Below are 25,222 nucleotides of genomic sequence, written 5' to 3' on the forward strand. Positions count from 1 at the left end.
CTCCGAGGCCCCCCGCCGCTCGGCTGGACACGCCCTGCGGGTCCACGTACACTCGTCCGAGGTAGTCGATCTCTGCCCTCATCCACAGCGCCCGCGAGGGTCGCGGCGGTGGGGCGGCGGGTCGGTCTCCTCCTCGGATGCTCGCAACGGCATCCATAGGGCGGTGGCTCAATTGGTAGAGCAGCGGTCTCCAAAACCGCAGGTTGCAGGTTCGAGCCCTGTCCGCCCTGCACATCGATGCCCGTCGCACGCGGTCCCCGCGACGCTGCGGTCATCGGTCCAGGGCCGCCCATGACGGGCGGTCGGCCACACCGGAGGTTCCGGTGCGGGAAAGGTGCGTGCAGGTGGCCGGGAAAGCAGTCGACGAGCCGAGCGAGGACGTCGTCGCGATCGCCAATCAGCAGCGAGCCGCGCGGCGCAACCCGTTCGCGCGCATCGCCCTCTTCATCCGGCAGGTCATCGCCGAGCTGAAGAAGGTCGTGACGCCCACCCGCAAGGAGCTGGGCAACTACGTCGTGGTCGTGCTGATCTTCGTCGTCATCATGATGGCGCTGGTGTCCTTCCTCGACTGGGTGTTCGCCCTGGCCGTGACGTACGTGTTCGGCACACCCGCCGCCTGACCCGAGAGCATCCGGGCCGCGCGAGCGGAGGGTGCCGGCGACAGCGGGACGCGCCCCGAGGGGCGCGACCGATCGATCGAGAGAGAGTTGTGACGAGTGTCTGACAGAAACCGCGACGACGTCGACTGGGCGACGGCTGCCGAGCAGTCGTCGGAGGTCGAGGAGGAGCAGGAGGGCGACGTCCAGTCGCAGGCTGAGGACGCCGTCGAACCCGCCGAGCAGGGTGCACTGAGCATCATCGACGAGAACGAGTCCGAGGACGACCTCGCCTCCGACCTCGAGGCCGCGCTGGACGCCATCGGCTCCGTCGACGACCCCGAGGCCGACTCCGCGGTCGACGAGGCCGCGCACATCGACACCGTCGAGGAGGCCGAAGCGGCCCTCGAGGCCGTCGAGGACGAGGCCGAGGTCGCCGCCGAGGACGCCGAGGCCGCCGGTGAGGACCTCGCCGACATCGACCCGTACGAGGCCTTCCGCACCGAGCTGCGCGGCAAGCCGGGCAAGTGGTACGTCATCCACTCCTACGCCGGCTTCGAGAAGCGCGTGAAGTCCAACATCGAGAACCGCAAGGTCTCGCTCGAGGCCGAGGACTACATCTTCGAGGTCCAGGTCCCGATGGAGGACGTGGTCGAGATCAAGAACGGCCAGCGCAAGATGGTCACCCGCGTGCGCATCCCCGGCTACGTGCTGGTGCGCATGGACCTCAACGAGGACTCGTGGTCGGTCGTCCGCCACACGCCGGGCGTCACCGGCTTCGTGGGCAACGCCCACAACCCGACCCCGCTGCGCTTCGAGGAGGCCTTCACGATGCTGAAGAGCCTCGTCGAGATCAAGGACGTCGCCCCCTCGAAGACCTCCGGTGCCAAGGGCCAGAAGCAGGCCCAGCGCGTGCTGCCCGCCGAGGTCGACTTCGAGATCGGCGAGACCATCACCATCAAGGAGGGCTCGTTCGCGGGTCTTCCCGGCTCGATCAGCGAGATCAAGCCCGAGAGCGGCAAGCTCACCGTGCTCGTCTCGCTCTTCGAGCGCGAGACCCCGGTCGAGCTGTCGTTCGACCAGGTCACCAAGCTCTGACGCGTCGCCTCCGCACCGCGTGAACGCCCCCTCCGGACGTCGGAGGGGGCGTTCGCCGTTCCGGGTGGCGCCCCCTCCGGCACCGCCCCACGCGCACCCGGGCGTCGGCCCCTCCTCCGCCCTGTCGGGGGTGGCCCCGCTCGTGTAAGCTCGTACGGGTTTTCGTGTCGGCGCCCGCCCCTGTGCGCGCCGGACGACCCTCCTCCACCGCGATCCGGCACCGTCGGATGCGCGGGAGAGCGGCCGGGAGCCCCCGACCGCTCGAACCCTGAGAAAAGGAATCAGAATGGCCCCCAAGAAGAAGGTCACCGGCCTGATCAAGCTCCAGATCAAGGCCGGCGCGGCCAACCCCGCGCCCCCGATCGGTCCGGCGCTCGGTCAGCACGGCGTCAACATCATGGAGTTCTGCAAGGCGTACAACGCGCAGACCGAGTCGCAGCGCGGCAACGTCATCCCCGTCGAGATCACCGTCTACGAGGACCGCTCGTTCACCTTCGTGCTGAAGACCCCGCCCGCGGCGGAGCTCATCAAGAAGGCCGCCGGCGTCGCCAAGGGCTCCTCGACCCCGCACACCGTGAAGGTCGCGAAGCTCACCCAGGCGCAGGTCCGCGAGATCGCCGAGGCGAAGCAGGTCGACCTGAACGCCAACGACATCGACGCCGCCGCGAAGATCATCGCCGGCACCGCCCGCTCGATGGGCATCACGGTCGAGTAGCGCGACGCGCTGCTCGACGGCGGGAGCAACGCGCCCACCGGCGCGGACCCACCGCGGAAGCCTCGAGAACCCGACGGCGGCCCCTCAGCGGGGTCGCGCGCCCGGTCCGGAAGCGCCTCCGCAGGACCTCTCCGCCTCCCGCGAGCAGCACGCACGGCCGCGATCGCGGCACCACCAGAACTCCATCACCCCCGTGGGAGAGCCCGCCAGGCTCTAGAACCACATTCTCGTTTCAAGGAGAAACAACATGGCACAGAAGTCGAAGGCCTACCGGGCCGCCGCGGCCAAGCTCGAAGAGGGCAAGTTCTACACGGCCGACGAGGCCGTCGCGCTCGCCCGCGAGACCGGTTCCGCCAAGTTCAACAGCACCGTCGAGGTCGCCCTCAAGCTCGGTGTCGACCCCCGCAAGGCCGACCAGATGGTCCGCGGCACGGTCATCCTGCCCCACGGCACAGGCAAGACCGCCCGCGTCATCGTGTTCGCGACCGGTCCGGCCGCCGAGGCCGCGCTGGCCGCCGGTGCCGACGAGGTCGGCGGCGCCGAGCTCATCGAGAAGGTCGCGGGCGGGTACACCTCGTTCGACTCCGCCGTCTCGACCCCGGAGCTCATGGGCCAGGTCGGCCGTCTCGGAAAGGTGCTCGGCCCCCGCGGCCTCATGCCCAACCCGAAGACCGGCACCGTGACCCCGGACGTGGCGAAGGCCGTGACCGAGATCAAGGGTGGAAAGATCGAGTTCCGCGTCGACAAGCACGCCAACGTGCACCTCGTCGTGGGCAAGGCCGCGTTCACCGAGGAGCAGCTCCAGGAGAACTTCAAGACCGCGCTCGACGAGATCCTCCGCCTCAAGCCGTCCTCCTCGAAGGGCCGCTACATCCAGAAGGCGGCCGTCTCGACGACCTTCGGCCCCGGCATCCCGCTGGACGTCAACGTCCTGGCCTGAGCCGAGCACGCATTGACGTGAGGAGGGGGTCCGCTTCGGCGGGCCCCCTCCTTCGTCGTCCCGGCATACTGGACCGGTGATCCGCCGCTCCGCTTCGCCGCGCCTCCCGTGACCGTCCGCCGGGCGTCTGCCGCCGACGCCGAGGCCCTGGCCGAGCTGGCCGCCGCGACCTTCCCGCTGGCCTGCCCGCCGCACACCACCGCGGAGGCGAAGGCCGAGTTCGTGCGCACCGTGCTCTCGGTCGAGCGCTTCCGCGACCACCTCGCCGATCCGCTCCGCTCGCTCCTGGTCGACGACGACTCCGGCGCGCTGACCGGCTACGCGATGCTCGTGCGCGGGGAGCCCGCCGACGCCGAAGTCGTCGCGGCGATCCGGCTGCGTCCGACCGTCGAGCTCAGCAAGTTCTACCTCCTGCCCGGCCGGCACGGCTCCGGAGCGGCGGCCGCGCTGATGGCCGCGACCCTCGAGGAGGCGCGGGCTCACGGTGCCGCGGGCGTCTGGCTCGGCGTCAACGAGGAGAACGCGCGTGCTCAGCGCTTCTACTCCAAGCACGGCTTCGCGGTCGTCGGCCGCAAGCGCTTCCTCGTCGGCGACCGCTGGGAGGACGACTTCGTCCTCGAGCGCTCTCTCGCCTGAGCCTCCCCGCGAGACGCCACCCGAGTACGCGACATGTTCCGCGTGGCGTACCGGAGCGGCATCTCGCCGAGGTCAGCCCTCGGAGACGGTGAGGACGATCTTGCCGCGGGTGTGGCCCGTCTCGAGCTGCTCGTGCGCCTCGCAGGCGCGGGCCAGGGGGAAGATGCCGTCGATGAAGACGCGGACGTCGCCCGACTCGAGAAGGCGCGAGACCACGCCGAGGGTCGCCCCGTCGGGAGCGACGCGGTAGGTGGAGGCGCGCACGCCCGCAGCGGCCGCCTCCTCGAAGAACCCGGGCCAGCTCCCGGTGGGCGCGTTCACGATCAGGCCCCCGGGGCGGAGGACCCTCAGCGAGCGCGAGCCCGTGTCGTCGTGGACGTTGCCGACCAGATCGATGACCACGTCGACGCCGGACAGCAGCTCGTCGAAGCGTTCGGCGGTGTGGTCGATCACCTGCGCGGCGCCGAGCTCGTGCAGCCACTGCAGGTTGCGGGTCGAGCCGGTCGCGATCACCGAGGCGCCGAAGTAGGCGGCGAACTGCACCGCGAAGTGGCCGACTCCGCCCGACCCGGCGTGGATGAGGATCCGCTGGCCCTCGTGCGCCTTGGCGAGCTCGACGACCATGCCCCAGGCGGTGAGCGCCGCGAGCGGGACGCCGGCCGCTTCGACATGGGAGAGCGTCGACGGCTTCCGCGCGATGGAGACGCTCGGCACGCTGACGTACTCCGCGTAGGAGCCCGAATAGCGCGGCACCATGACGAAGCCGTAGACCTCGTCGCCCGGCCGCAGCGGATGCGCCGGGTAGGGGCTCGAGACGACGACGCCCGAGAAGTCGTGGCCGAGGACCGCCGGGTAGGAGGCGATCTGCGAGGCGACCCCCTGGCCCGCCCGCGTCTTCGCGTCGAGCGGATTCACGCCGGCCGCGACCACCTTCACCGTGAACTCGGCGTTGATGGCGGAGGGGGTCGGCACGGTCGCCAGGTGCAGGGCGGAGGCGTCGCCCGGCGCGTCGATCACCGCCGCCGTCATCGTGTCGGGGAGGACGACCTCCTCCGGGATCTCGCCGATCGCGAGGCCGTGCCCGAGCGCGCTGGTGTGCATCGTCGCCTTTCCTGTCGCTGAGGCGTGCGGGTGGAGCGTGCCGAGGACGTCGCCCCCGATCCCCGCATCCGACGCCGCGACCAGTCAATCGAGGCAATGAGTCGGCGCTGTTACGGGGGTGTCACCCTCGGGAGAAGATTGGCGCGCGGAGCCGCGGGCGCCTGGTCTGGCACGATGAGGGGATGCGACGCCGACGTACCCTGCTGGTCGGCGGTGCCCTCCTTGTCCTGGCCGGGCTCGTGGTCCTCCTGGCCGCCCGGATCAGCATCGGCACCAGCCGCTGGGTCTACGTCAGCGAGATGGGCGCGCCGGACCTGCCGACGGCGGGCGCCTTCGAGGCCGCTCTTCTGCTCGTGGCGGTCGGCGGCGCGCTGATCGCCGCGGGCGCCTGGCCGGTGCGCGCCCGCCTGCTCCCCGCCCTCCGCCCGGCGGGCGCGATCCTCCTGGCGGCCGCCTGCTTCGCGCTCGCCTCGCAGGTGACCTGCACGGCGGGCTGCCCGCTGCCGGTCGGGCCGGCCTTCCGCTGGCAGGACCTCATCCACACCTCGGCCGCCGTCCTCGGCTTCGGGGCCGCCTGCGCCGCGATGCTCCAGCTGGCGACCGTGCGGGGGCGCCCTGCGGTCGCGCGGCTCTCGCTCGCCGCCGGGATCTCGGTGGCGGTCGTCGCCGGGACGGGTGGGATCCTGTCGCTCCTGCGCGTGTGGCTGCGGCTCGGCGGCACGCTCGAGTTCGTGGCGACGGCGATCGCAGTGCTCTGGCTCGCGTTCGTCGGCCTGGTGCTCGCGCTCGAGGACCTCAGCGCTGAGCGAGCCAGCCGCGGACGTGCCCGCGGATCCGGTCCTGCTGAGCGGCGAAGCCCTCGTCCCGCGACGGCACCCGCTCGCAGTCCGCATCCGGAAGAGCCCTAGCCCACGCCTCCGCGACCTCGACCGGGTGCACGGGGTCGCGCTCGGCCGCGATCACCAGGGTGCGCGCGATGACCTCGCCCAGCTCTCCGGAGTCTCGGTAGGCGGCGTTCCGCGGGATCTGGGCGAGCCGGACGGCGCGCTCGGCCGCCCGCGGGGAGCGGAACTGCAGCGTCAGCGCCTCCGCCGACGCGGGGGACACCTCGGCGGCGCGCGCGAACAGGCCCGAGGCGCGGAACATCCGCTCGCCGCGCTTCGCTCCGTGGTCGTGCAGCAGCTGCGCGATGACGGGGAACACGGTGAGGTTCTCGGGCAGCGGCTCGGCGGTGAAGGCGGGGCGCACGAAGACGGCGCGGTCGATCGGCAGCACGCGTCGGACCGCGAGGCGCAGGGCGATCGCCGCGCCCATCGAGATGCCGAGCACCGTGAGCGGCTTGTGCGCGGCTCCGGCCCGCACGACCTCCTCCGTCACCTCGTCGGCCAGCGCCTCAAGGGCGAAGTCGCCGGGCGCGCCGAGCAGCTCGGAGGCGCCGTGGGCGCGGACGTCCGGAGCGATGACCTCGCTGCCGGCGGGGAGGGCGGAGCGCAGCAGCCCCAGGGGCTGGGAGCGGTCGCCGCCCAGGCCGTGCAGGAGGAGGACCGTCACCGGGCGCGCGTCCGCTCGTGCAGCTCGGCCATCAGCATCCCCGCCAGCCGCACGAGGATGTGGATCTCGTCCTCGTCGCGGTCGACCCAGCGGGAGTTCGGCTCGCCCTCGATCGGCACGAAGTCGCGGTGCTGCTCCCAGACGACGAGCGTGCGCTCGGCGCCGAGGACGTACTGCTGCCAGAAGACCTGCCGCAGGTAGTGGCGCGGGATGCTCCGCCACGGCTTCGTCGTGGTCTTGATCTCGCAGAGCTCGAGCCGGCCGTCCTCGCGGAGGCCGATGCCGTCGGGCGTGGCGAGGTGGCGCCGCTCCTGGCTCGCGTGGAAGAGGGTGCTGCTGGGCTCGATCGCGTGCTCGCTCCGCACCCAGGCGGCGATCTCGGGCTCGCGGGCGCGGCCGTGGTCGGTGAAGGCGTTGCCGCCGAAGCCGGTGCCGTAGAGCTTGTCGAGCGCGGCCCTGCCGATCGCGGCGGGGGAGGAGAGGCGGGCGACGTCGGTCGCCGTGATGCCGCGCGAGCGGGCGCGAAGCCAGGCGACGCGGTCCGAGGAGTCGGCGACGACCCTCCGGAGGTGCGGGGGCTCGGCATCCGTGAAGACGGGCTGCGTCTCCCAGGGGAAGGAGAGCTGCAGGTCGGGCACCGATTCATTCTCTGCCCCCTGCGGCGCCCGGTCGAATCGGCACGCCGACCCGCGGCCTCTCACCGGGGCGCGACGGCTCGCGCCGGCGGCTCAGGCGTCGAGGAAGGCGTCGACGTGCGCGGGGGAGAGGAGGTGGCGCCGGACCATCAGGGCGGCACCGCGGACGCCTCCGCCCTGGGCCGCGGCCTGCACGATGTCGAGCGCGCGGGTCGCCAGGGGGAGGGAGCGGCGGTAGACGACCTCGCGGACCCCGGCGAGGACCTCGTGGCTGGCCTGGGCGATGCTGCCGCCGACGACGATGACGGACGGGTTCAGGAGGTTCACGCAGGTGGCGAGCACCTCGCCGATGTCGCGGCCGGCGGCGCGCGTGAGCTCGACCGTGGTGGGGTCCCCGCCGGTCAGCAGGGTGACGACGTCGGAGGTGCTGGCGGCGTCGATCCCGGACTCGGTCAGCCGGCGGGCGATCGCCGAGCCGCTCGCGATCGCCTCGAGGTCGGCCTCGCCGCGGTCGCCGGGGACCTGCACGTGGCCCAGGTCGCCCGCCGCTCCGAGGGCTCCGCGCTGCAGGGCGCCGCCGCTGACGATCCCGGCTCCGATGCCGGTGGAGACCTTCACGTAGAGGAGGTCGTCGACGTCGGCGTAGTGGTCGGCGTGCTCGCCGAGCGCCAGCAGATTCACGTCGTTGTCGACGAGGACGGGCACGGGGAGGCGGCGGCCGACGAACTCCGGGATGTCGAAGCGGTCCCAGCCGGGCATGATCGGCGGCTTCACCGGGCGGCCCGTCGCGTGCTCGACGGGTCCGGGGACGCCGACGCCGACTCCCGCGAGCGGGCCCGCCGCCGGAGTCCGGCCGAGCAGGGCCGCGGCGACGTCGAGGGCGTGGCCGAGGACGGCGAGGGGGCCGTCGGCGATGGCGATGCTCTCGCGGCGGCGGGCGAGGACCGTGCCGTCGAGGTCGGTCAGGGCGACGACGGCGTGCGCGGCGCCCAGGTCGACGGCGAGAAGGCTGCGCGCCCGGGGGTCGAAGGCCACGCGGGCGGCGGGGCGGCCTCCGGAGGAGGGGGCGTCGTCCTGCCGGGCGACCAGGCCGGAGGCGGTGAGGACGTCGAGCTGGGCGGAGACGGCCGCGCGCGGCAGGCCCGTCTCAGCGACCACGTCGGCCCGCGTCCGGGGCGCCCCGTCGGCCAGCAGGAGCAGCAGCTCGCCGACCGCGCTGACGGTGATGCGGCGGCGCGGGGACATGGCCAGAGTCAACCACAGCGCCCGTGCTTCTGTGCGGCGGGCGCCCGACTTGGCGGGCGCGCAGGGCTAGTTTTGCTTGTCCGTGAGCAAAAGTCCGCGTAGGGTTCGAGGCACACCTTCCGATGCGATCAGGAGCCCCACCGGTGGCCACACCCCCAGACCTCTCTGTCCAGCTGTACTCGGTGCGCGAGCCGCTCGCGGCCGATCTGCCCGCCACCCTCGACCGCCTCGCGGCGATCGGCTTCACCACGGTCGAGCTCTTCGGGTTCGTCGACCTCGCCGACGCCTACCGCGCGGCGCTCCCGGCCAGTGGACTGCGCGCTCCCAGCGCCCACGCCCGCCTCCTCGGCCCGCAGGGCGACGCCACCGTCGACGAGATCCTCGACACGGCCGCCTCGCTCGGCGTCGAGACCGTGATCGACCCCTTCGTCGACCCGACCCGCTGGACCACCGCGGACGACGTCGCCCGCATCGCCGACGAGCTGAACGCGCTGGTCGACTCCGCCGCCGCCCGCGGCCTGGTGCTCGGCTACCACAACCACGCCTTCGAGTTCGAGAACCGCGTCGACGGCCGCAGCGCCTTCGAGCACCTCGCGAGCCTGCTCGACCCGCGCATGGTCCTCGAGCTCGACACCTACTGGGCAGCCGTCGGCGGCGACGACCCGGTCGAGGTGCTCGGACGCCTCGGCGACCAGGTGCGCTTCCTGCACGTGAAGGACGGCCCGATCTCGGCCGACACCCAGGAGCAGCTGCCCGCGGGCGAGGGCGCGATGGACGTCCCGGCGATCCTCGCCGCCGCTCCGCAGGCCCTGCCCGTGCTGGAGTTCGACGCCTACGCCGGCGACATCTTCGAGGGCCTGGAGTCGGCCCACCGCTACGTCTCGGGGCTCGGCGCATGAGCGGCACCGGCCGCGTGGGCGTCGGCGTCATCGGCGCCGGCAACATCAGCACCCAGTACCTGACCAACCTCACCGTCTTCCCCGACCTCGAGGTGCTCTTCGTCGCCGACATCGACCTCGAGCGGGCGAGGACCCAGGCCGAGGCCTTCGGCGTCCCCGCCTCCGGCACCGTCGAGGAGCTCCTCGCGCACGAGGGCGTCGAGATCGTCGTCAACCTCACGATCCCGGCCGCGCACGTCGAGGTCGCGCGCCGCGCGGTCGAGGCGGGCAAGCACGTGTGGACCGAGAAGCCCTTCTCGCTCGACCGCGACAGCGGGATCGAGCTGCTCGCGCTGGCCAAGGAGAAGGGGCTGCGCGTCGCGACCGCTCCCGACACCTTCCTGGGCGCGGGCCTCCAGACGGCGCAGCGCGTGATCGAGAGCGGAGCCATCGGCACGCCGCTCTCGGCCCTCACCCTCTTCCAGGGCCCCGGCCCCGAGTCGTGGCACCCGAACCCGGAGTTCTTCTTCGCCGAGGGCGGTGGACCGCTGCTGGACATGGGCCCGTACTACATCACCACGCTCGTGCAGAACCTCGGCCCCGTCGAGAGCGTCACCGCCGTCTCGTCCCAGGCCCGCGCCACCCGCGTGGTGGGCTCCGGCCCGAAGGAGGGCACCGAGTTCCCGGTGACCATCCCGACGCACATCGGCGGGCTGCTCCGCTTCGAGTCCGGGGCCTCGGCCCAGGGCGTGTGGAGCTTCGAGTCGAGCCTGCCGCGCACCGGCTTCGTCGAGATCAACGGCTCCGAGGGCACCCTCGTCCTCCCCGACCCGAACCAGCACGACGGAGAGATCACCCTGCACCGCCGCGGGTCCGCCGAGCCGGAGGTCATCGCGGCGACCGGCTCGACCGCCTCCCGCGGCACCGGCGTGCTCGAGCTCGCCCGTGCGATCCGGGCCGACCGCCCCGAGGCCGCCTCCGGAGACCTCGCGTACCACGTCACCGACGTGATGCTCTCGCTCCTCGAGGCCGCCGAGACCGGCGAGAAGGTCCTCGTCACGAGCTCCGTGACGCCCCGCCCCGCACTGCCCGAGAGCTGGGACCCGACCGAAGCGACCCTCTCCTGATGCCCGCGCCCCTGCGCGTCGGCGTGCTCGGCGGCGGCTTCATGGCGGCCGTGCACAGCCGCGCGGCCCGCAGCGCCGGAGCGGTGCTCGCCGGAGTCGCCTCCTCCACCCCGGAGAAGGGCGAGCGGGCGGCGGCCGAGCTCGGCGTCGAGCGCGCCTACCCGGACGCCCGGGCCCTGATCGAGGACGAGAGCATCGACCTCGTGCACGTCTGCACCCCGAACGCCACGCACGCCGCACTCGCGCTCGCGGCGATCGAGGCGGGCAAGCACGTGGTCTGCGAGAAGCCGCTCGCCGCGACGCTGCGGGAGGCGGAGTCGCTCGCTGCGGCCGCGTCCTCCGCCGGCGTGGTGGCGACCGTCCCGTTCGCCTACCGCTTCCACCCGATGGTGCGCGAGGCCCGTGCCCGCGTCGCCTCCGGCGAGACCGGCCGCCTGGTCACCGTCCGCGGGAGCTACCTCCAGGACTGGCTGCTGGGCGCCTCCGACGACAACTGGCGCGTCGACCCGGCCGCCGGCGGCCGCTCGCGCGCCTTCGGCGACATCGGCTCGCACCTGGTCGACCTGCTGGAGTTCGTCACCGGCGACCGGATCGACTCGCTCGCCGCGATCACGAGCACCGTCCACGCCGAGCGCGGCGGCCGCCCCGTGAGCACCGAGGACGTGGCCGGCCTGATCGTCCGGCTCGAGGGCGGCGCCGTCGGCACGCTCCTCGTCTCGCAGGTCACCGCGGGCCACCGCAACGAGCTGGTGCTCGAGGTCTCCGGGCTGGAGGAGTCGCTGCGCTTCGAGCAGGAGCTCCCCGAGACTCTGTGGGTCGGTCGGCGCGACAGCGCCCTGCTGGTGCCGCGCGACGCCTCGATCCTCGCGCCCGATGCGGCCCGGCTCTCGATCGTGCCGAGCGGTCATCCGATGGGCTACCAGGACGCCTTCACAGCGTTCGCCCGCGACACCTACGCCGCCGTGGCGGGCGCCGACGTGGAGGGTCTGCCGACCTTCGCCGACGGCCTCCGCGCGGCGCGCATCACCGAGGCCGTGCTCGACGCGGCCGAGACAGGCGCCTGGGTGACCGTGCCCGCCGCCGACGACCGGACGGAGATCGCCGCATGAGCGACGAGAAGACCTACCCCGCCACCCACCCCGTGACGCTGTTCACCGGGCAGTGGGCCGATCTGCCCTTCGAGGAGGTCGCCCGACTCGCCGCCGAGTGGGGCTACGACGGCCTCGAGATCGCGGCCTCGGGCGACCACCTCGACCTCAAGCGCGCGGACGAGGACGACGCCTACGCCGCTTCGCGCCTGGAGATCCTCGACCGCTACGGCCTCGAGGTCTTCGCCATCTCGAACCACCTCACCGGCCAGGCCGTCTGCGACGACCCGATCGACTTCCGCCACAAGGCACTCGTGCGCGACTACACCTGGGGCGACGGCGACGCGGAGGGGGTGCGGCAGCGCGCCGCCGAGGACATGAAGCGCTCGGCGCGGGTCGCCCGCAAGCTCGGCGTGAACGTGGTCGTCGGCTTCACCGGCTCGAAGATCTGGCCCTACGTGGCGCAGTTCCCGCCGGTCCCGGCCTCCGTCATCGACGAGGGGTACGAGGACTTCGCGACCCGCTGGAACCCGATCCTCGACGAGTTCGACGCGAACGGCGTGGTGTACGCGCACGAGGTGCACCCGTCCGAGATCGCCTACGACTACTGGTCGAGCGTGCGCACCCTCGAGGCGATCGGTCACCGCCCGGCCTTCGGCTTCAACTGGGACCCGTCGCACATGATGTGGCAGGACATCGACCCGGTCGGCTTCATCGTCGACTTCAAGGACCGGATCTACCACGTCGACTGCAAGGACACCCGCCTGCGCCCGAAGAACGGCCGCGCCGGCGTGCTCGGCTCGCACCTGCCCTGGGGCGACCCGCGCCGCGGCTGGGACTTCGTCTCGACGGGGCACGGCGACGTCCCGTGGGAGGACGCGTTCCGGGCGCTGGAGTCGATCGGCTACTCCGGCCCGATCTCCATCGAGTGGGAGGACGCCGGGATGGACCGCCTCCACGGCGCGAAGGAGGCCGTCGGCTTCATCCGCTCACTGCTCTGGAGGACCCCGACCGCGTCGTTCGACGCCGCGTTCTCGAACCAGTAGCCGCGCGGCTCCCCTCGGCGGGATCCCGCTCCGGTCCGCAGGCCACGTCGCCCGCGCCGGATCGGGGTCCTGCAGGCGGGGGTGGGGTCAGTCGGCGGCCTTGGCGGCGCGCTCGGACTTGATGCGGGCCTGCTCGCGGCGGACCTCCGCGTAGCGGTTCTGCTCGACGCGCAGCCACTCGGGGACCTCGTCGAGCAGGGCCTGGATCTCGGGAGTGGTCAGCGCCTCGGTGACGCCGCCGCGGGCGAGCCCCGAGATGGAGACGTTCAGCCGGGAGGCGATGACGGAGCGGGGGTGCGGCCCCTCCTCGCGCAGCTGCACGAGCCAGGCGGGCGGGTTCGCGGCGAGCTCGTCGTACTGCTCGCGCGTGATCGCCGACTCCTGGAACTCCTCCGGGGTCGCGGGCAGGTAGACCTGCAGCTTCTTCGCCGCGGTCGCAGCCTTCATCGTCTGTGTCGCCTTGGCCATGCGGCAACCCTACCGGCGCGGCGCGGACCACCTACCCTGAGGGGATGAGCGAGCAGCCCGAGACCGTCGACCCGCAGGCCGCTCCCGAGGCGGAGGGGCGTCCGGAGGGCGAGGCGGACGCGGCGGCTGTCGACGCGTCGGCCGGATCGGGCGCGGTCGGCGCCGGAGCCGGAACCGAGTCGGACGACACCGACGGCGACTCCGAGGACGGCGACTCCGACGACCTCGACTCCGAGGACAGCGACGCCGGGGACAGCGATGTCGACGACGCCGACTCCGACGCCGCCGACTCCGACGCCGAGGACGCCGTCCCCGCCGGCCCCGTGCTCGCCGTCGCCCTCGTGCCCGGCGTCACCCCCACCAAGTGGACCCGCGTCTGGGGCCAGCGCCGCTCCGATCTCCCGCTGCGCATCACCGTCGTCGCCGAGCGCGATCAGGAGCAGGCGCTGCTCGACGGCCGCGCGCAGCTGTCGTTCGTCCGCGGCGACGTCTCCTCCTCCGCCCTCAGCTCCATCCACCTCTACGACGAGCAGCCCGTCGCCGTCGTCGGCCGCGAGCACGTCCTGGCCGCCGCGGAGGAGCTCGACGTCGCCGAGCTGGCCGGCGAGCACCTCCTCCAGGATCCGGAGGACGTGCCGGAGTGGGCCGCGGTCGCCGAGGAGCTCGCGGACGGCTCGCGGCGCCCGCTGCCGCGCATGGCCGGCCTCGACGACGCGGTCGAGCAGGTCGCGGCCGGAGTGGGCGTGCTGATCGTGCCGCAGTCGGTGGCGCGCGTGCACAGCCGCAAGGACGTCACCGCGGTGCCGGTGACCGGCGTCGCTCCCTCCTCCGTCCGCCTCGCCTGGGTGACGGACGACAAGGGCGACGACGTCGAGGACTTCATCGGAGTCGTCCGCGGCCGCAGCGCGAACACCACGCGCGGGACCGCCGCGACGCCGAAGGTCGAGTCGCGGGCGAAGGCCGCCAAGGCGAAGGCGCGGGAGGCGCGCGAGAAGGCGGAGAGGGCCGGCGGCGGCAAGAAGAAGCCGGCCCGCGCCAAGGCGTCCGCGCCGGCGGTGCGGCGCACCCGCAAGCCCCGCGGCCGCTGACCGTGGCCGACGACGCCGGCTGGTCGCTCCGCCCCGCGACCTCGGAGGACGCCGCGGCGATCGCCGAGCTGCGCGCGGTCGTCATGCGCCCGTCGCTCGAGACGCTCGACCGCTACGACGAGCACCGCGTGCGGCACCGCTTCCTCGACGGCTACCGGCCCGAGCTCACCCGGGTGATCGAGCTCGACGGCGCCTTCGCCGGGAGCATCGCCGCGCGGGTCGAGCCGGACGCGGTCTGGATCGAGCACTTCTACCTGGCGCCGCACGCACAGGGACGCGGAGTCGGCGGCGCCGTCCTGCGCCGGGTGATGGCGGAGGAGGCGCGGCCGGGTCTGCCCTTCCGGCTCGACGTGCTGAAGCGCAGCGACGCCCGCCGCCTCTACGAGCGGCACGGCTTCCGGTTCGAGCGCGCTCTGGAGTGGGACGACATCCTCGTCGCGCCGCCTGTCTCCTGACCCCTGATCGGGGAGGACGACGGGGCGCGGGCCGCCGCTAGCATGAGCGCGATCCCCTCCGCCGGGTCGGCCGCAGGGCGACCTCCTCCTGGAAGCAGGCACTCCGCCTTGTCCCCGCTCGTTCTGAGGTCCGCCGCCTCCGCGGTCCTCGTCGCCGCCCTGGCGATCACCTCCAGCCCGCTCGCCTCCGCCGCATCGGCGGCCGCGCCGTCGGCCGCCCCCGTCGCCGCATTCGGCGCCGCCTCCGACGCGCCCCGCTCGATCGTGCTCCCCGAGGGGCAGCCGCTCTGGCAGCCCAGCGCCGAGTCCCCCCTGCCCGCCGTGCCGGACGAGGCGCCGAGCGCCGCCCGTGCGAGCGCTGCGGCGTCGATCAGCGGCCGTGTCGTGGTCGAGGAGGCCGACGGCTCGATCGCGACCACCACTCCCCGCGGCGCCCTCCTGAACGTCGAGGTCTGGTCGAGCGAGGCGGGGCTCCTCGGGAACCACTCCGTCGCCGGCGACCTCACCTTCAGCATCGACGGGCTCACCGCCGGGCAGACCTACTACCTGCTGATCAAGGACAACGCCGACCTGTACGCCGACCTCTGGTCCGGCGGCAGCGCCGTCGCCCGCAGCGCAGAGCCGCTCCAGGCCCCTGCGGCCGGCGTGCAGCTGCGCACCGCACGGCTGGGCTCGCTCGAGGGACGCCTGAGCGGCGTCGCGGGCGACCAGCGCGTCGACATCTGGTACCGCGACCCGGGAACCGACGGCTACTTCCGCACCGGCGAGCTCGACCTGATCACGGGCGGCGACAACCCGTACTCGTTCCAGCAGGTCGTCCCCGGCGACTACCTCGTCCGGGCGTCGAGCCGCGACGACGTGATCGACGACAGCTACTGGGACCACGTCCTCCGCTCGGGCGACGCTGGCGACGTGCGCGTCCCGGTGGGCGGATCGGCCGCCGGGATCGACCTCTCGCTGAGCAGCGACTACCAGCAGTACACCGGCCGCCTCGCCGGATCGGACCGCTACGCGACCTCGGTGGAGGCGACGGGCTACTTCTCCCCGGGCATCCCGGTGCTCTACGTGGCCAGCGGGGCGAACTGGCCGGATGCGCTGAGCGCCGGCCCGGCCGCCGCCGCCCTCGGAGGCGCGCTCCTGCTCACCGATCCCGACCGCCTGCCGCGGGTCGTCTCCGACGAGATCCGCCGCCTCCGCCCGGAGCGGGTCGTGGTCGTCGGCAGCGAGCTGAGCGTGAGCCCGGGGGTCCTCTCCGCGATCCGCTCGATCGTCGGCGGCACCGAGCGCATCGGCGGGACGGACCGCTACGACACCTCCCGCCGGATCGTCGCGGACGCCTTCGGCACCGGCCCCTACTCGAACATGTTCGTCGCGACCGGCACGAACTTCCCCGACGCCCTGTCGGCCGCGCCCATCGCCGGCTGGCGTGCGCAGCCCGTGCTGCTGGTCGACGGCGCGACGTCGGGCGCCGACTCCGCGACCGAGACCGCGGTGCGCGACCTGGCGCCGGAGCACGTGGAGTTCCTCGGCGGCGACCCCTCGATCCGGGACGCGTACGTGGCGGACTTCGCGCGTCGCGGCCTCGCCCCCTCGGTCTCGAGGATCGCCGGCCGCGACCGCTACGAGACCAGCGTCGAGCTGAACAGCGCCTACCCCCAGTCGCTGCTGCAGGACAGCGTCTTCCTCGCCGCGGGGTCCTCCTTCGCCGACGCCCTCTCGGGAGCGACGACGGCGGCGGCCCTGGGCTCGTCCGTGCTGCTGACCGAGCGCGACTGCGTGCACGACTCGACGCTGCGCTTCCTGGCCTCCAACTCGAAGAACTACGCGTTCCTGCTCGGCGGGGAGCCGACGCTCACCGAGGACGTGGCGAACCTCCGCAACTGCGAGTACGACTTCTGACGACGCGTGCTCCCGGGGTCCGGGGCTAGGGTGCGAGCATGCCCACGAGCGATGAGACCTGGACCCTGGCCGAGCACGACGTACCGGTGTACCGCAGCGGTGAGGGCGGCCGCGCGCTGATCCTGATCCACGAGGTCTGGGGGGTCGACGGGCACATCCGCTCGGTCGCCGACCGCTACGCGGCCGAGGGCTACAGCGTCGTCGCCCCCGAGCTCCTGGCCGACAGCGGCCTCCTCGAGCAGCTCGACGAGGAGCAGCGTGCCGACTACGACCACCCGGTGCGGCGCCTGCCGCGCCAGGTCGAGCTGCGCACCTTCTTCGCCCCCGTCTTCACTCCGGAGCACGCGACGCGCACCGTCGCGATCCTCCGCGCCCTCGTCGAGCGGCTCCTGCGCCAGGAGGGCGCGACCAGCGTCTCCGTCACCGGGTTCTGCTACGGCGGCACCTTCTCGTGGGCGCTCGCGCTGGCCGAACCGCGGCTGGCGGCGGCCGTGCCGTTCTACGGGCACGTCACCGCGTCCGCCGAGGAGCTCGGCGCGCTGCAGGTGCCGGTGCTGGCGTTCCTGGGCGATCAGGACGCTCCCCTCGTCGAGCAGGTGCCGCGCATCCGCGAGGCGACCGAGGGCAAGGACGTCGAGGTCGTCGTCTACCCGGGAGCGGGCCACGCCTTCTTCAACGACGCGAACGAGCAGACCTACCAGGCCGAGGCGGCGACCGACGCCTGGCCGCGGGCGCTCGCGTTCCTCGGAGCGCACGCGGGCTGAGCGGGCTGTGCGGGATCAGCGGGTGAGGATCCACGCCACCAGGTAGCTGCGCGAGTCGGCGCTGTCGATCGAGGAGTCCGGCAGGCGCTCCGCCCGCGCGAGAGCCGCGGCCGGGTCGCTCGTCGCCTGCAGCATCAGCACGTAGTCGGCGAGCGGCGCGCCTGGGGCTCCGGCCACGAGCTCGTCGACCCGCGAGGGGTCGGGGAGGAACGCGGTCGACGGCGGCATCGGGATCAGCTCGATCCCCAGCAGCGCCGAGGGTGTCGCGTCGAAGAAGGTGGCGTAGTCGCGCTTGCCGCCCCAGTTGATCGCGACGAACGGCGCTTCGAAGCCGACCGGCGTCTCCGGGCTCAGCCACAGGTCTGCGGCCGCCTGCGTCTCGAGGGAGAGCAGCCAGCGCGCCTCCTCGAGCAGCGGCGCGTTCCCGGAGGCGGCGGCCCAGAGGGCGAGGCCGTTCCAGGCGTTGACCGCCTCGGACACCGACTCCTGGTCGTTGCCGTCGCGGGCCGGAGCGAGCCCCGAGGCCCAGGAGTGGCCGCGGTACACGTCGAACACGCGCAGCCGCGGGAACTCGGCGGTGTCGACGGGAGAGGCGAGATCCAGGGCGAGCAGGTCCGCGACGGTCCGGTACCGCTCGAGGAGGGACGGGTCCTCAGCGGCCAGCATCCCGACGGCGGAGAGCAGGTAGCCGTAGTGGAAATGGTGGTCGTTGAACGCGTCGGACCCGAACGACGGCGCGGAGCCGACGACGCCTCCGAGCACCGGGTCGTAGACGACGCACTTCACGGCGCCCGGTGCGCAGCCGCGCGGGTCGAGCCACTGGTCGAGCTCTGCGGCGATCCGGTCGTGCAGGTCGGCCGCCACCTCCTCCAGGCCGAGGTCGACGGCGAGACGGTGCAGAGCAGCGGCGCGGTAGAGCTCCTTGCCGGCTCCGTAGGTGTCGGGCGCGGCGAAGCGGGTGGCCGCGGCGTCGAGCGGCACCTGCGTCCGGAGCGTCGTCTCCTCCTCGGCCGTGAGGGAGCTGAGATCGAGCGCCCCCGACTCGACGATCGAGGGGGCGGCGCGGGAGAACGACGTTCCCGCACGGAGCCCCACCCGGCCGTAGAGCGTGTCGTAGCCGATCGCCCCCTCGGCCCCGAGGCCGAAGAACGTCTCGGCGCCGCCCTCGGTCCGCAGCGCGTAGGTCGTGGTGGTGGTGCTCGCCGTGACGTCGTGGGAGACGCTCGCGCCCTCGAGGGGAACTGCGCGACGCCGAAGCTCGTCGATCCGCGCACCGCTCGCTCCCGGCGGCACCGCGAAGAGGAGCAGCGTGCCGTCCAGCGTCATCCGGGGGAACGTATCGAGGGCGGCGGCGGGCGCCACCAGCCCGTACCGCTGTCCGCCCGCGGTGACCAGGAGCAGGCCGTCGGCCACGCGCTCGGGTGAAGTGGCGCCTCCGATCAGCACCGTCTGGACGCTCTCGGTCCGGTAGGAGGCGTAGGGCCAGCCTTCGGCCGCGACGAGCTCACCGGCACCCGCGAGGCTCCAGTGCGCGACGAGGTCGTCGAACTCCGAGAGCGCCACAGCGCTCGAGGGGACCGTCACGGTGAGATCGTCTCGGGCGAGGGCGTAGACGGTCCGCGGAGCCGCCTCCACGATCGGGAGGCCCACGGTGAAGCCGTCGGCGCGCGGCGTGACGGTGAGGATCCCCGTGTAGAGCGGGAGATCCTCCCCGAACACCGGTCCGGACACCCACGAGTTCGTCGGCGGCCGCACCCCTTCGGCGAGCCGCGGCGTCCCCGCGTAGGGGCCGGGGACCTGCGGCAGCTCCCGCGCGTGCACGGACGCTGCCACGGCCCAGTCGGACACGGAGCGGCCGGACGTGCATCCGGTGAGGCCCGCGAGCGCGAGCGCGAGGGCGAGCGCGAGGGCCGCCCTCGCCCCGCGCCTCACCGCGCGAACCCGCCGGGCGTGAAGAGCCTGCCGAGCTGGGCGACCAGCCAGCCGCCGAAGCCGTCGCCGTCGTCGCGGAGCCGCACCTCCGCCGCGACGGGAGCTCCGACCACGGTGTAGTCCTGCGTCGTGATCTCGTCGGTGCGCGCGCGGATGACGGTCGTCGCCCGCCCCTCGTGGAACCGCTCCACCTCGACGTCGTAGATCTCGGCGTCGACGGTCGTCCCGTCCGGCATCGCCACGGCGACGGTGCCGCCGATGGGGACCCGCGAGTAGTCCCGGGCGCCGAGCACGAACTCGCTCTCGAGGTGGATCGAGTCCGAGATCGCGACGACCGCGATCATCTGGTCCTCCTCGACGAAGGAGCCGATCTCGGCGTCGACCGACGTGACCACGCCGTCCAGCGCCGCCGTGAAGACCATCAGGCCGCCCTCCTCGATCCGGTAGCCGACATCGGCGCTGGTGAACGTCCTGGTCTGCATGTCGGACTCGAGGACGGTGCTCTGCAGGCTGAAGAGCACGTCCCCCTTCTCCACCGCGTCGCCGCGGGAGATCGTGAGGTCCTGGATCGTGCCCGCGTAGGGCGTCCCCAGTGAGTACTCGTCGGTGACGAGCTGAGCGCTCGCCGCCCGCACGGTGAGCGACGAGTTGTTCGCGTAGACAAGGCCGGCGGCGGCGACGCCGAGCGCGAGGGCGCACGAGGCGAGGAAGCCGAGCCAGCGCAGCGCGGTCATGCCGCACCCACGGCGAGTCCGTGGCGTCCCGCGGCGGCGGGGCCGCTCGGAGCGACCACCTCGGCCCGGGCGGCGCGCTTCAGGAGGACGTGCTCGCGCGCCGCGATCACCGCGAACGCTCCGAGCGTGAGGGTGTTCAGGACGTTCCAGGCGAGCGCCACCGAGTACTCCGCGGTCCACTCCGCCTTGAGGAAGCCGACGACGGAGGTCGCGGCCAGGAACACCAGGAAGACCATCTGCACCTTGATGAAGTCGAAGGGCGAGGCGGCCTGCCCGGTCGCGCCCGTCGAGGTCCAGGCCGGCTTCCGGCCCGCGAGAGCGAGGAAGAACGCCTTCGTGTACATCGGGAAGGTGACGGTCGACAGCAGCAGCGTCTCCCACCGGAACGAGCCGATGATGAACAGCGCGAGCCCGATCTGCAGCACGTAGAACCCGCAGTAGAAGAGGATCCACTCGACGAGCGGCACCTCCAGGCTGACCGGCGTGATGTTCAGGTAGATCTGCAGCGGGGGCAGCACGATCAGGCCCAGCGGCACGATCCCGGTGAAGTAGAACGTGACGGTCATGAAGTACTGCACGCGCTGGTCGGTCGTGAGCCGGCGCTTCGGCGAGAACGGGTTGTGCTTGAGCAGGATCTCGAACCCGCCGACGGCCCAGCGGACCTGCTGGCGGACGAAGGCCTCGATCGTCTCGGGCGTGCGCCCGACCGCGAGGGTCATCGGCACGAAGATCGAGCGCCAGCCGCGCTCGTGCACGAAGATCGACGTCCAGATGTCCTCGGACTGCGAGCCCTCGTACATCCCGCCGATGTCGTCGAGGGCCTTGCGGCGGAAGACGGCGTTGGTGCCCACGCAGAAGGCGGAGTTGTACTTGTTCTTGCCCGGCTGGGTGAGGGCGTAGAAGACGATCTGCATGTAGGCGGAGCCGCGCGAGATGAAGTTGTGCGCGTTCCCGTAGACCTGCGGGGCCTGCACGAAGGCGACGTCGTCGTGGGCGAAGAACGGGAGAGTCTCCTCCAGGAACTCCGGCACGGTCACGAAGTCGGCGTCGATCATCACGGCGAAGTCCGAGTCGGTCAGACGGAGCGCGTGGTTCACGTTGCCGGCCTTGGCACCCGCGCGGTCCTCGCGCACCACGTAGCGGACGCCCAGGCGCTCGGCGATCGCGGCGACCTGCGGGTCGTCGCCGTCGTCGAGGAGCCACGTCACGTGGGTGCCGCGCATGTCGCGGGCCGCACGGGCCGTCTCCTCGATGATCGCGGGGTCCTCCCTGTAGGTCGTGATGAAGACGTCGACGGTGATGCGGCGGCGGCCGAGGTAGAGGTCCTCGCCGATCGGGATGCCGTCGACCGGGCTCCCGTAGAGCGTCGCTCGAGCGGAGTGGAAGGCGGAGTCGCGCGGGTCGTAGGTGCTCGACAGGGCGGTCCACATCGTGAGCGCGGCCTGGCCGATCAGGTACAGCTCGCAGATGATGACGATGGCGAACGGGAGGGGGTCGCCGATGTTGCGCGGGTTGAGCAGGAAGGCGCCGTAGAGCAGAGCGCCGGCGCCCGAGAGCAGCACGATCATGATGAGCGAGGGCGACTGCTGCTTGGCGCGGCTGGTGACGGCACGGGGGCTGGCGACGCGCTGCTGGCGCGTCAGGAGCGGGCGGATCTCGGGTGGAGCGGGAGGACCAGGGCGGGCGGGGGTGCTGGGGTTCACGGGTGAGCTCTTCGGGTAGGTGGAAGCGGGGGCCCGGAGCGTCGTCGGTCGGGGGTGCCGGACGTCGCGCCGGAGGAGCGCCTGTGCGCGCGTTCGGCTCAGGTCGCTGATGCGCCGCGGTCCGTCGGGTACGGCGCGGGCGTCGGGGCCGCGGTCCCGTCGGGTACGGTGTCGCGGTGCGGAGGCCGCCCGTCATCGGGGATGTCGGCGGCGGTCCCCATGTTCGACCTGGGAGAGTGCCGGGACAAGAGCCGGAAGAGGACGTGTCCGCTAGCGGACACCCCGTTCCGACGCCGCGGCTCCGCGGCGCTGAGCGCGCCGACGGCCGGCTTCAGCGCGGTCGGACCGGCAGCCAGCCCCGCCGGGCCGCGAGCACGCCCGCCTGGAAGCGGCTCTCGGCGCCGAGCAGATCGAAGAGACCGGCGATGTGCCGACGGCAGGTGCGCACGCTGAGGTCCAGCCGTGCCGCGAGCGCCTCGTCGGTGAGCCCGGCGGCGAGGCCCTGCAGGATCGACCGCTGCACCGCGGAGAGGGAGGGCTCCTCCTCGGCACCTGCCGCGTGCAGGGGCGCTGCGAACTCCCACGCCGCGTCGAACACGCGCGCCAGGGTCGCCGCGAGCTCGGGGGAGCGGACGACCAGGGCGGCGCGGTCGTCCTCGTCGCGGGAGCGGGCGACGATCGCGAGGGAGCGGTCGAAGACCACCAGCCGGAAGGGCAGCGTCGGGAGGGTCCGGAACCGCGCGCCCAGCGGCTCGAGCTCCGCGACCGAGCGCCGGAGAGCCGCGTTGTCGCGGCGGCGGTCGTGGTACAGCGTCCGCCTCGCGATGCCGCGCCCGAGCAGCTCGCGGTCGACGGCGTCGCTCGCCTCGTGCCGCTCCACGCTGCTGGTGCCGGGAGCGGCGATCAGCACCTCCTCCGAGGCTCCGCGCTGCAGGTCGAGGAGCAGCCGGAGGACGGTCGCCGGGTCCTCGATCACCTCCACCTGCTCCGCGGCGGCGAGGGCGCTGCGGGCGCTCCGGTAGGCGGGGACGAGGGCCATCAGCTCGCTGCGGCGGCGGGTGATCCCGGTCTGCAGCTCGAGGAGGCGCCGCTCGTCCTCGGCGATCAGCTCGGCGAGGGCGATGTCCGGTGCGGCCGTGGCGAGCGATTCCGCCCCCGCGTGCAGCGGAGCGAGCAGCCGGAGCCCGATCAGCTCGTCGCGCGCCTCGCGGAGGCCGTCGACGGTGACGCCGAGCTCGTCCGACGCGCTCTCGAGAGACCAGTCTCCGCGCACGGACGCGTGCAGGTACAGCGCGATCGCGTTCTCGCTCAGCACCGGCGGCCCCCCGTTCTCCCGACCCTCCCGAGTGTAGGAGGCGCGCACTCAGCGCCGCCGCGCGAGAACCGCGACGACGGCGAGCTCACCGGCGAGGACCAGCGCCGCCGCTCCGAGCACGGCCGGGCCGACCAGCGCGGCGAGCGGAGTGAGACCGGCGTTCGCGAGGAGGGGGGCGAGGAGACCGATCACGACTCCGGTACGGCGGGCGGGGGGCTGCCGGCGGGCGACGGCGACGACGCTCAGCGAGGTCGCGGCGGCGGCGGCGAGCACGAGCAGGAGGACCGCCGCGGGGTGCGGCTCCCCGAGCAGGAGCAGCGCGGCCAGCGCGGCCCAGGCGAGGGCGCCTCCGGCGGCGACGGGGCCGAGGTGCGGGGTGGCGGCGGGTGCAGTGGCGGTCATGGTGCGTCCTCTCGTCGTGGTCCTCCGAGCCTCGCGGAGGCCCGTCGGCGGCACCAGATCAGCATCCGGGCACGGCAGCATCCGGACATGCGGCGGACCCCCGGCTCCGCGCGGGGCGGAGGGTCGGGGGCCCACGGGACGTCCGGGCAGGCTCCGGCCGTGGCAGCATCCGGTCAGCCGGCCTCGCGCAGCCTCCCGCCGGCGAGGTGGAGGCTGCGCTGCGCACGGCGCGACGGCAGAGTGGTGGGTGTCGTCGGCTCCTGCTCTCCGGGCGCCCGCTCTTCCCGGGGCGGTGCCCGCGGTCGTAGGCTCGCGCTCATCCGCAACGGGAGGGGCCGACGATGACCGCCACGAGAGAGACGTCCGCCCCGCCCGAGCTCAAGCGGGTGCTCGGCCCCAAGCTGCTGCTGCTGTTCGTGGTCGGCGACATCCTCGGGACCGGGATCTACGCGCTCACCGGGCAGGTCGCGGCCGAGGTGGGCGGGGCCGCGTGGCTCCCCTTCGTGATCGCGTTCGTCGTCGCCACGCTCACCGCCTGCTCCTACCTGGAGCTGGTGACGAAGTACCCGCAGGCGGCGGGCGCCGCGCTCTACGCGCACAAGGCGTTCGGGATCCACTTCGTCACGTTCCTCGTCTGCTTCACCGTGATGGCGAGCGGGATCACCTCGGCCTCCGCCGCCTCGGGCGCCTTCGCGAGCAACTTCGCGATCGGCTTCGGGCTCGGGGACGGCGCGGGGACGCGGCTGAGCATCGCGCTGGTGTTCATGGTCTGCATCGCCCTGGTGAACCTGCGGGGCGTCGCCGAGAGCGTCGGGCTGAACGTGGTGCTCACCCTGATCGAGCTCTCGGGCCTGCTGCTCGTGATCTTCGTGTGCTTCTTCGCCGTGTTCGGCGGGCAGGCCGACTTCTCGCGGGTGGTCGCGTTCGAGGCGCCGGAGGACAAGTCGCTGCTGCTCGCGGTGAGCACCGCGACCTCCTTGGCGTTCTTCGCGATGGTCGGATTCGAGGACTCCGTGAACATGGCGGAGGAGACGAAGGAGCCCAGCCGCATCTTCCCGCGCGTGATGCTCACAGGTCTCGGCATCACCGCCGTGGTCTACGTGCTCGTGTCCACGCTCGCCGTCGCGATCGTCCCCGTGGGGGAGCTGGCCGGCAACGACACTCCGCTCGTCACGGTCGTCGAGGCCGCGGCGCCCGACTTCCCGATCTCGACGCTGCTGCCCTTCATCTCGCTCTTCGCCGTGGCCAACAGCGCGCTGATCAACATGATGATGGCCAGCCGCCTGCTCTACGGGATGAGCCGCCAGGGCGTGCTGCCGCCGTTCCTGCAGAACGTGCTGCGCGGACGGCGCACGCCGTGGGCGGCGATCCTCTTCACGACGGTGATCGCCCTGCTCCTCACCGCCTACGTGTCGCGCGACCCCTCCGACCCCATCGCGGTGCTGCTGGGCGGGACCACGTCGCTCCTCCTGCTGGCGGTCTTCGCCGTCGTCAACGTCTCCGTGCTGGTGCTGCGGCGGCAGCCGGTCGAGCACCGGCACTTCCGGACCCCCACCGTGCTGCCGGTGCTGGGCACGATCGCCTGCGTCTACCTGGTGCTGCCGATCACCTCGGGACGCGACACCGCCCAGTACGGGATCGCGGGGGTGCTGCTCGTGATCGGCGTCCTGCTCTGGGCGGCGACCTTCGTCGACCGGCGGGTCCGCGGCTACGCGCGCACCGCGGCGATCGCTCCGGAGGAGCTCGACGCCGATCCCTCGGAGGACGCATCGGGAGCGCACAGCGACGGCATCGGCCGGTCATAGC

25 protein-coding genes and 1 tRNA gene are annotated in these 25,222 nt (G+C 73.0%); 16 read left to right on the forward strand and 10 right to left on the reverse strand.

Annotated elements, in window-relative coordinates; translation table 11 throughout:
- The first annotated feature begins 157 nt into the window (after nucleotides 1-157).
- The 6 genes from C5C10_RS11085 to C5C10_RS11110 all read left to right on the forward strand — a co-directional run bounded on the left by C5C10_RS11085 (nucleotide 158) and on the right by C5C10_RS11110 (nucleotide 3,985).
- Nucleotides 158-230, forward strand: a tRNA-Trp gene (locus C5C10_RS11085).
- 114 nt (nucleotides 231-344) lie between these two features.
- A complete protein-coding gene (secE, locus tag C5C10_RS11090) occupies nucleotides 345-620 on the forward strand; it encodes a preprotein translocase subunit SecE (RefSeq protein WP_068208793.1) in 276 nt (91 codons plus the stop codon).
- Between the two features lie 96 nt (nucleotides 621-716).
- On the forward strand, nucleotides 717-1,694 hold the full coding sequence (gene nusG / locus C5C10_RS11095) for a transcription termination/antitermination protein NusG (protein ID WP_104234235.1): 978 nt from the start codon (nucleotides 717-719) through the stop codon (nucleotides 1,692-1,694).
- 286 nt (nucleotides 1,695-1,980) lie between these two features.
- A complete protein-coding gene (gene rplK / locus C5C10_RS11100) occupies nucleotides 1,981-2,409 on the forward strand; it encodes a 50S ribosomal protein L11 (RefSeq protein ID WP_104223632.1) in 429 nt (142 codons plus the stop codon).
- A 247-nt stretch (nucleotides 2,410-2,656) separates the two neighbouring features.
- Nucleotides 2,657-3,349, forward strand: coding sequence for a 50S ribosomal protein L1 (gene rplA / locus C5C10_RS11105; protein ID WP_104223633.1), 693 nt, complete (start codon nucleotides 2,657-2,659; stop codon nucleotides 3,347-3,349).
- Nucleotides 3,350-3,457: 108 nt separating this feature from the next.
- Nucleotides 3,458-3,985, forward strand: coding sequence for a GNAT family N-acetyltransferase (locus tag C5C10_RS11110; RefSeq protein ID WP_104329244.1), 528 nt, complete (start codon nucleotides 3,458-3,460; stop codon nucleotides 3,983-3,985).
- A gap of 72 nt (nucleotides 3,986-4,057) precedes the next feature.
- Here C5C10_RS11110 and C5C10_RS11115 read toward each other — a convergent pair whose 3' ends face one another.
- The gene (locus C5C10_RS11115; RefSeq protein ID WP_374952914.1) at nucleotides 4,058-5,086 is read right to left on the reverse strand and encodes an NADP-dependent oxidoreductase; all 1,029 of its coding nucleotides are present in this window, start codon (nucleotides 5,084-5,086) and stop codon (nucleotides 4,058-4,060) included.
- Nucleotides 5,087-5,268: 182 nt separating this feature from the next.
- Between C5C10_RS11115 and C5C10_RS11120 the strand changes: the two genes are divergently transcribed.
- Entirely contained in the window at nucleotides 5,269-5,994 is a 726-nt protein-coding gene (locus tag C5C10_RS11120) for a DUF998 domain-containing protein (RefSeq protein ID WP_104257180.1), read from the forward strand.
- Here the strand turns inward: C5C10_RS11120 and C5C10_RS17860 are convergent.
- From C5C10_RS17860 to C5C10_RS11130, 3 genes are all read right to left on the reverse strand, one after another.
- Entirely contained in the window at nucleotides 5,882-6,637 is a 756-nt protein-coding gene (locus C5C10_RS17860; RefSeq protein ID WP_159939686.1) for an alpha/beta fold hydrolase, read from the reverse strand. The genes C5C10_RS11120 and C5C10_RS17860 overlap by 113 nt on opposite strands.
- Nucleotides 6,634-7,266, reverse strand: coding sequence for a YqaJ viral recombinase family protein (locus C5C10_RS17865; protein WP_104238303.1), 633 nt, complete (start codon nucleotides 7,264-7,266; stop codon nucleotides 6,634-6,636). The genes C5C10_RS17860 and C5C10_RS17865 overlap by 4 nt, the downstream gene beginning before the upstream one ends.
- 99 nt (nucleotides 7,267-7,365) lie before the next feature.
- Entirely contained in the window at nucleotides 7,366-8,517 is a 1,152-nt protein-coding gene (locus C5C10_RS11130) for an ROK family transcriptional regulator (protein ID WP_104223637.1), read from the reverse strand.
- A 143-nt stretch (nucleotides 8,518-8,660) separates the two neighbouring features.
- Here C5C10_RS11130 and C5C10_RS11135 point away from each other — a divergent pair, with 143 nt between their 5' ends.
- The 4 genes from C5C10_RS11135 to C5C10_RS11150 are packed head-to-tail and all read left to right on the forward strand — an operon-like array spanning nucleotide 8,661 to nucleotide 12,656.
- A complete protein-coding gene (locus C5C10_RS11135) occupies nucleotides 8,661-9,416 on the forward strand; it encodes a sugar phosphate isomerase/epimerase (RefSeq protein WP_244230510.1) in 756 nt (251 codons plus the stop codon).
- A complete protein-coding gene (locus tag C5C10_RS11140) occupies nucleotides 9,413-10,522 on the forward strand; it encodes a Gfo/Idh/MocA family protein (protein ID WP_104227052.1) in 1,110 nt (369 codons plus the stop codon). The genes C5C10_RS11135 and C5C10_RS11140 overlap by 4 nt, the downstream gene beginning before the upstream one ends.
- Nucleotides 10,522-11,631 (forward strand): Gfo/Idh/MocA family protein, encoded by a 1,110-nt coding sequence (locus C5C10_RS11145; RefSeq protein WP_104223640.1) that lies wholly within the window; start codon nucleotides 10,522-10,524, stop codon nucleotides 11,629-11,631. The genes C5C10_RS11140 and C5C10_RS11145 overlap by 1 nt, the downstream gene beginning before the upstream one ends.
- Nucleotides 11,628-12,656 carry a sugar phosphate isomerase/epimerase gene (locus C5C10_RS11150; protein ID WP_181067971.1) on the forward strand — a complete coding sequence of 343 codons (1,029 nt, stop codon included), beginning with the start codon at nucleotides 11,628-11,630 and terminating at the stop codon, nucleotides 12,654-12,656. Before C5C10_RS11145 ends, C5C10_RS11150 begins: the two co-directional genes overlap by 4 nt.
- Before the next feature lie 87 nt (nucleotides 12,657-12,743).
- On the opposite strand, the gene C5C10_RS11155 is transcribed toward C5C10_RS11150, so the two are convergent.
- Complete coding sequence (locus tag C5C10_RS11155) at nucleotides 12,744-13,124, reverse strand: DUF5997 family protein (protein WP_104223641.1); 381 nt, start codon at nucleotides 13,122-13,124, stop codon at nucleotides 12,744-12,746.
- Between the two features lie 44 nt (nucleotides 13,125-13,168).
- Here C5C10_RS11155 and C5C10_RS11160 point away from each other — a divergent pair, with 44 nt between their 5' ends.
- The 4 genes from C5C10_RS11160 to C5C10_RS11175 all read left to right on the forward strand — a co-directional run bounded on the left by C5C10_RS11160 (nucleotide 13,169) and on the right by C5C10_RS11175 (nucleotide 17,330).
- A complete protein-coding gene (locus tag C5C10_RS11160; RefSeq protein ID WP_104329246.1) occupies nucleotides 13,169-14,212 on the forward strand; it encodes a LysR substrate-binding domain-containing protein in 1,044 nt (347 codons plus the stop codon).
- A 2-nt stretch (nucleotides 14,213-14,214) separates the two neighbouring features.
- Entirely contained in the window at nucleotides 14,215-14,667 is a 453-nt protein-coding gene (locus C5C10_RS11165) for a GNAT family N-acetyltransferase (RefSeq protein WP_244230509.1), read from the forward strand.
- A 108-nt stretch (nucleotides 14,668-14,775) separates the two neighbouring features.
- A complete protein-coding gene (locus tag C5C10_RS11170) occupies nucleotides 14,776-16,566 on the forward strand; it encodes a cell wall-binding repeat-containing protein (RefSeq protein ID WP_104307919.1) in 1,791 nt (596 codons plus the stop codon).
- Nucleotides 16,567-16,604: 38 nt separating this feature from the next.
- Nucleotides 16,605-17,330 (forward strand): dienelactone hydrolase family protein, encoded by a 726-nt coding sequence (locus C5C10_RS11175; RefSeq protein ID WP_104223644.1) that lies wholly within the window; start codon nucleotides 16,605-16,607, stop codon nucleotides 17,328-17,330.
- A gap of 15 nt (nucleotides 17,331-17,345) precedes the next feature.
- Here C5C10_RS11175 and C5C10_RS11180 read toward each other — a convergent pair whose 3' ends face one another.
- From C5C10_RS11180 to C5C10_RS11200, 5 genes are all read right to left on the reverse strand, one after another.
- Nucleotides 17,346-19,262, reverse strand: coding sequence for a glycosyl hydrolase (locus C5C10_RS11180; protein WP_104329247.1), 1,917 nt, complete (start codon nucleotides 19,260-19,262; stop codon nucleotides 17,346-17,348).
- Complete coding sequence (locus tag C5C10_RS17870) at nucleotides 19,259-19,996, reverse strand: biotin/lipoyl-binding protein (protein WP_181073447.1); 738 nt, start codon at nucleotides 19,994-19,996, stop codon at nucleotides 19,259-19,261. Before C5C10_RS17870 ends, C5C10_RS11180 begins: the two co-directional genes overlap by 4 nt.
- Nucleotides 19,993-21,699: a glycosyltransferase family 2 protein gene (locus C5C10_RS11190; protein WP_104329248.1), complete on the reverse strand. Its 1,707-nt coding sequence runs from the start codon at nucleotides 21,697-21,699 to the stop codon at nucleotides 19,993-19,995. The genes C5C10_RS17870 and C5C10_RS11190 overlap by 4 nt, the downstream gene beginning before the upstream one ends.
- Nucleotides 21,700-22,030: 331 nt before the next feature.
- Entirely contained in the window at nucleotides 22,031-23,014 is a 984-nt protein-coding gene (locus C5C10_RS18215; RefSeq protein WP_104329249.1) for a LuxR C-terminal-related transcriptional regulator, read from the reverse strand.
- A 48-nt stretch (nucleotides 23,015-23,062) separates the two neighbouring features.
- A complete protein-coding gene (locus tag C5C10_RS11200; protein WP_104329250.1) occupies nucleotides 23,063-23,416 on the reverse strand; it encodes a hypothetical protein in 354 nt (117 codons plus the stop codon).
- 341 nt (nucleotides 23,417-23,757) lie between these two features.
- Here C5C10_RS11200 and C5C10_RS11205 point away from each other — a divergent pair, with 341 nt between their 5' ends.
- Complete coding sequence (locus C5C10_RS11205) at nucleotides 23,758-25,221, forward strand: APC family permease (protein ID WP_104329251.1); 1,464 nt, start codon at nucleotides 23,758-23,760, stop codon at nucleotides 25,219-25,221.
- Nucleotide 25,222 lies beyond the last annotated feature (1 nt).

Origin of the sequence: Rathayibacter sp. AY1A3, from assembly GCF_002930975.1 — a bacterium.
Classification (GTDB): Bacteria; Actinomycetota; Actinomycetes; order Actinomycetales; family Microbacteriaceae; genus Rathayibacter.

Bases quoted from the DNA above. Each gene is read 5' to 3' on its own strand.
- rplK (WP_104223632.1), top strand. From the start codon at position 1,981: ATGGCCCCCAAGAAGAAGGTCACCGGCCTGATCAAGCTCCAGATCAAG.
- rplA (WP_104223633.1), top strand. From the start codon at position 2,657: ATGGCACAGAAGTCGAAGGCCTACCGGGCCGCCGCGGCCAAGCTCGAA.
- C5C10_RS11115 (WP_374952914.1), bottom strand. From the start codon at position 5,086: ATGCACACCAGCGCGCTCGGGCACGGCCTCGCGATCGGCGAGATCCCG.
- C5C10_RS11120 (WP_104257180.1), top strand. From the start codon at position 5,269: ATGCGACGCCGACGTACCCTGCTGGTCGGCGGTGCCCTCCTTGTCCTG.
- C5C10_RS11130 (WP_104223637.1), bottom strand. From the start codon at position 8,517: ATGTCCCCGCGCCGCCGCATCACCGTCAGCGCGGTCGGCGAGCTGCTG.
- C5C10_RS11140 (WP_104227052.1), top strand. From the start codon at position 9,413: ATGAGCGGCACCGGCCGCGTGGGCGTCGGCGTCATCGGCGCCGGCAAC.
- C5C10_RS11145 (WP_104223640.1), top strand. From the start codon at position 10,522: ATGCCCGCGCCCCTGCGCGTCGGCGTGCTCGGCGGCGGCTTCATGGCG.
- C5C10_RS11150 (WP_181067971.1), top strand. From the start codon at position 11,628: ATGAGCGACGAGAAGACCTACCCCGCCACCCACCCCGTGACGCTGTTC.
- C5C10_RS11155 (WP_104223641.1), bottom strand. From the start codon at position 13,124: ATGGCCAAGGCGACACAGACGATGAAGGCTGCGACCGCGGCGAAGAAG.
- C5C10_RS11160 (WP_104329246.1), top strand. From the start codon at position 13,169: ATGAGCGAGCAGCCCGAGACCGTCGACCCGCAGGCCGCTCCCGAGGCG.
- C5C10_RS11175 (WP_104223644.1), top strand. From the start codon at position 16,605: ATGCCCACGAGCGATGAGACCTGGACCCTGGCCGAGCACGACGTACCG.
- C5C10_RS17870 (WP_181073447.1), bottom strand. From the start codon at position 19,996: ATGACCGCGCTGCGCTGGCTCGGCTTCCTCGCCTCGTGCGCCCTCGCG.
- C5C10_RS11200 (WP_104329250.1), bottom strand. From the start codon at position 23,416: ATGACCGCCACTGCACCCGCCGCCACCCCGCACCTCGGCCCCGTCGCC.
- C5C10_RS11205 (WP_104329251.1), top strand. From the start codon at position 23,758: ATGACCGCCACGAGAGAGACGTCCGCCCCGCCCGAGCTCAAGCGGGTG.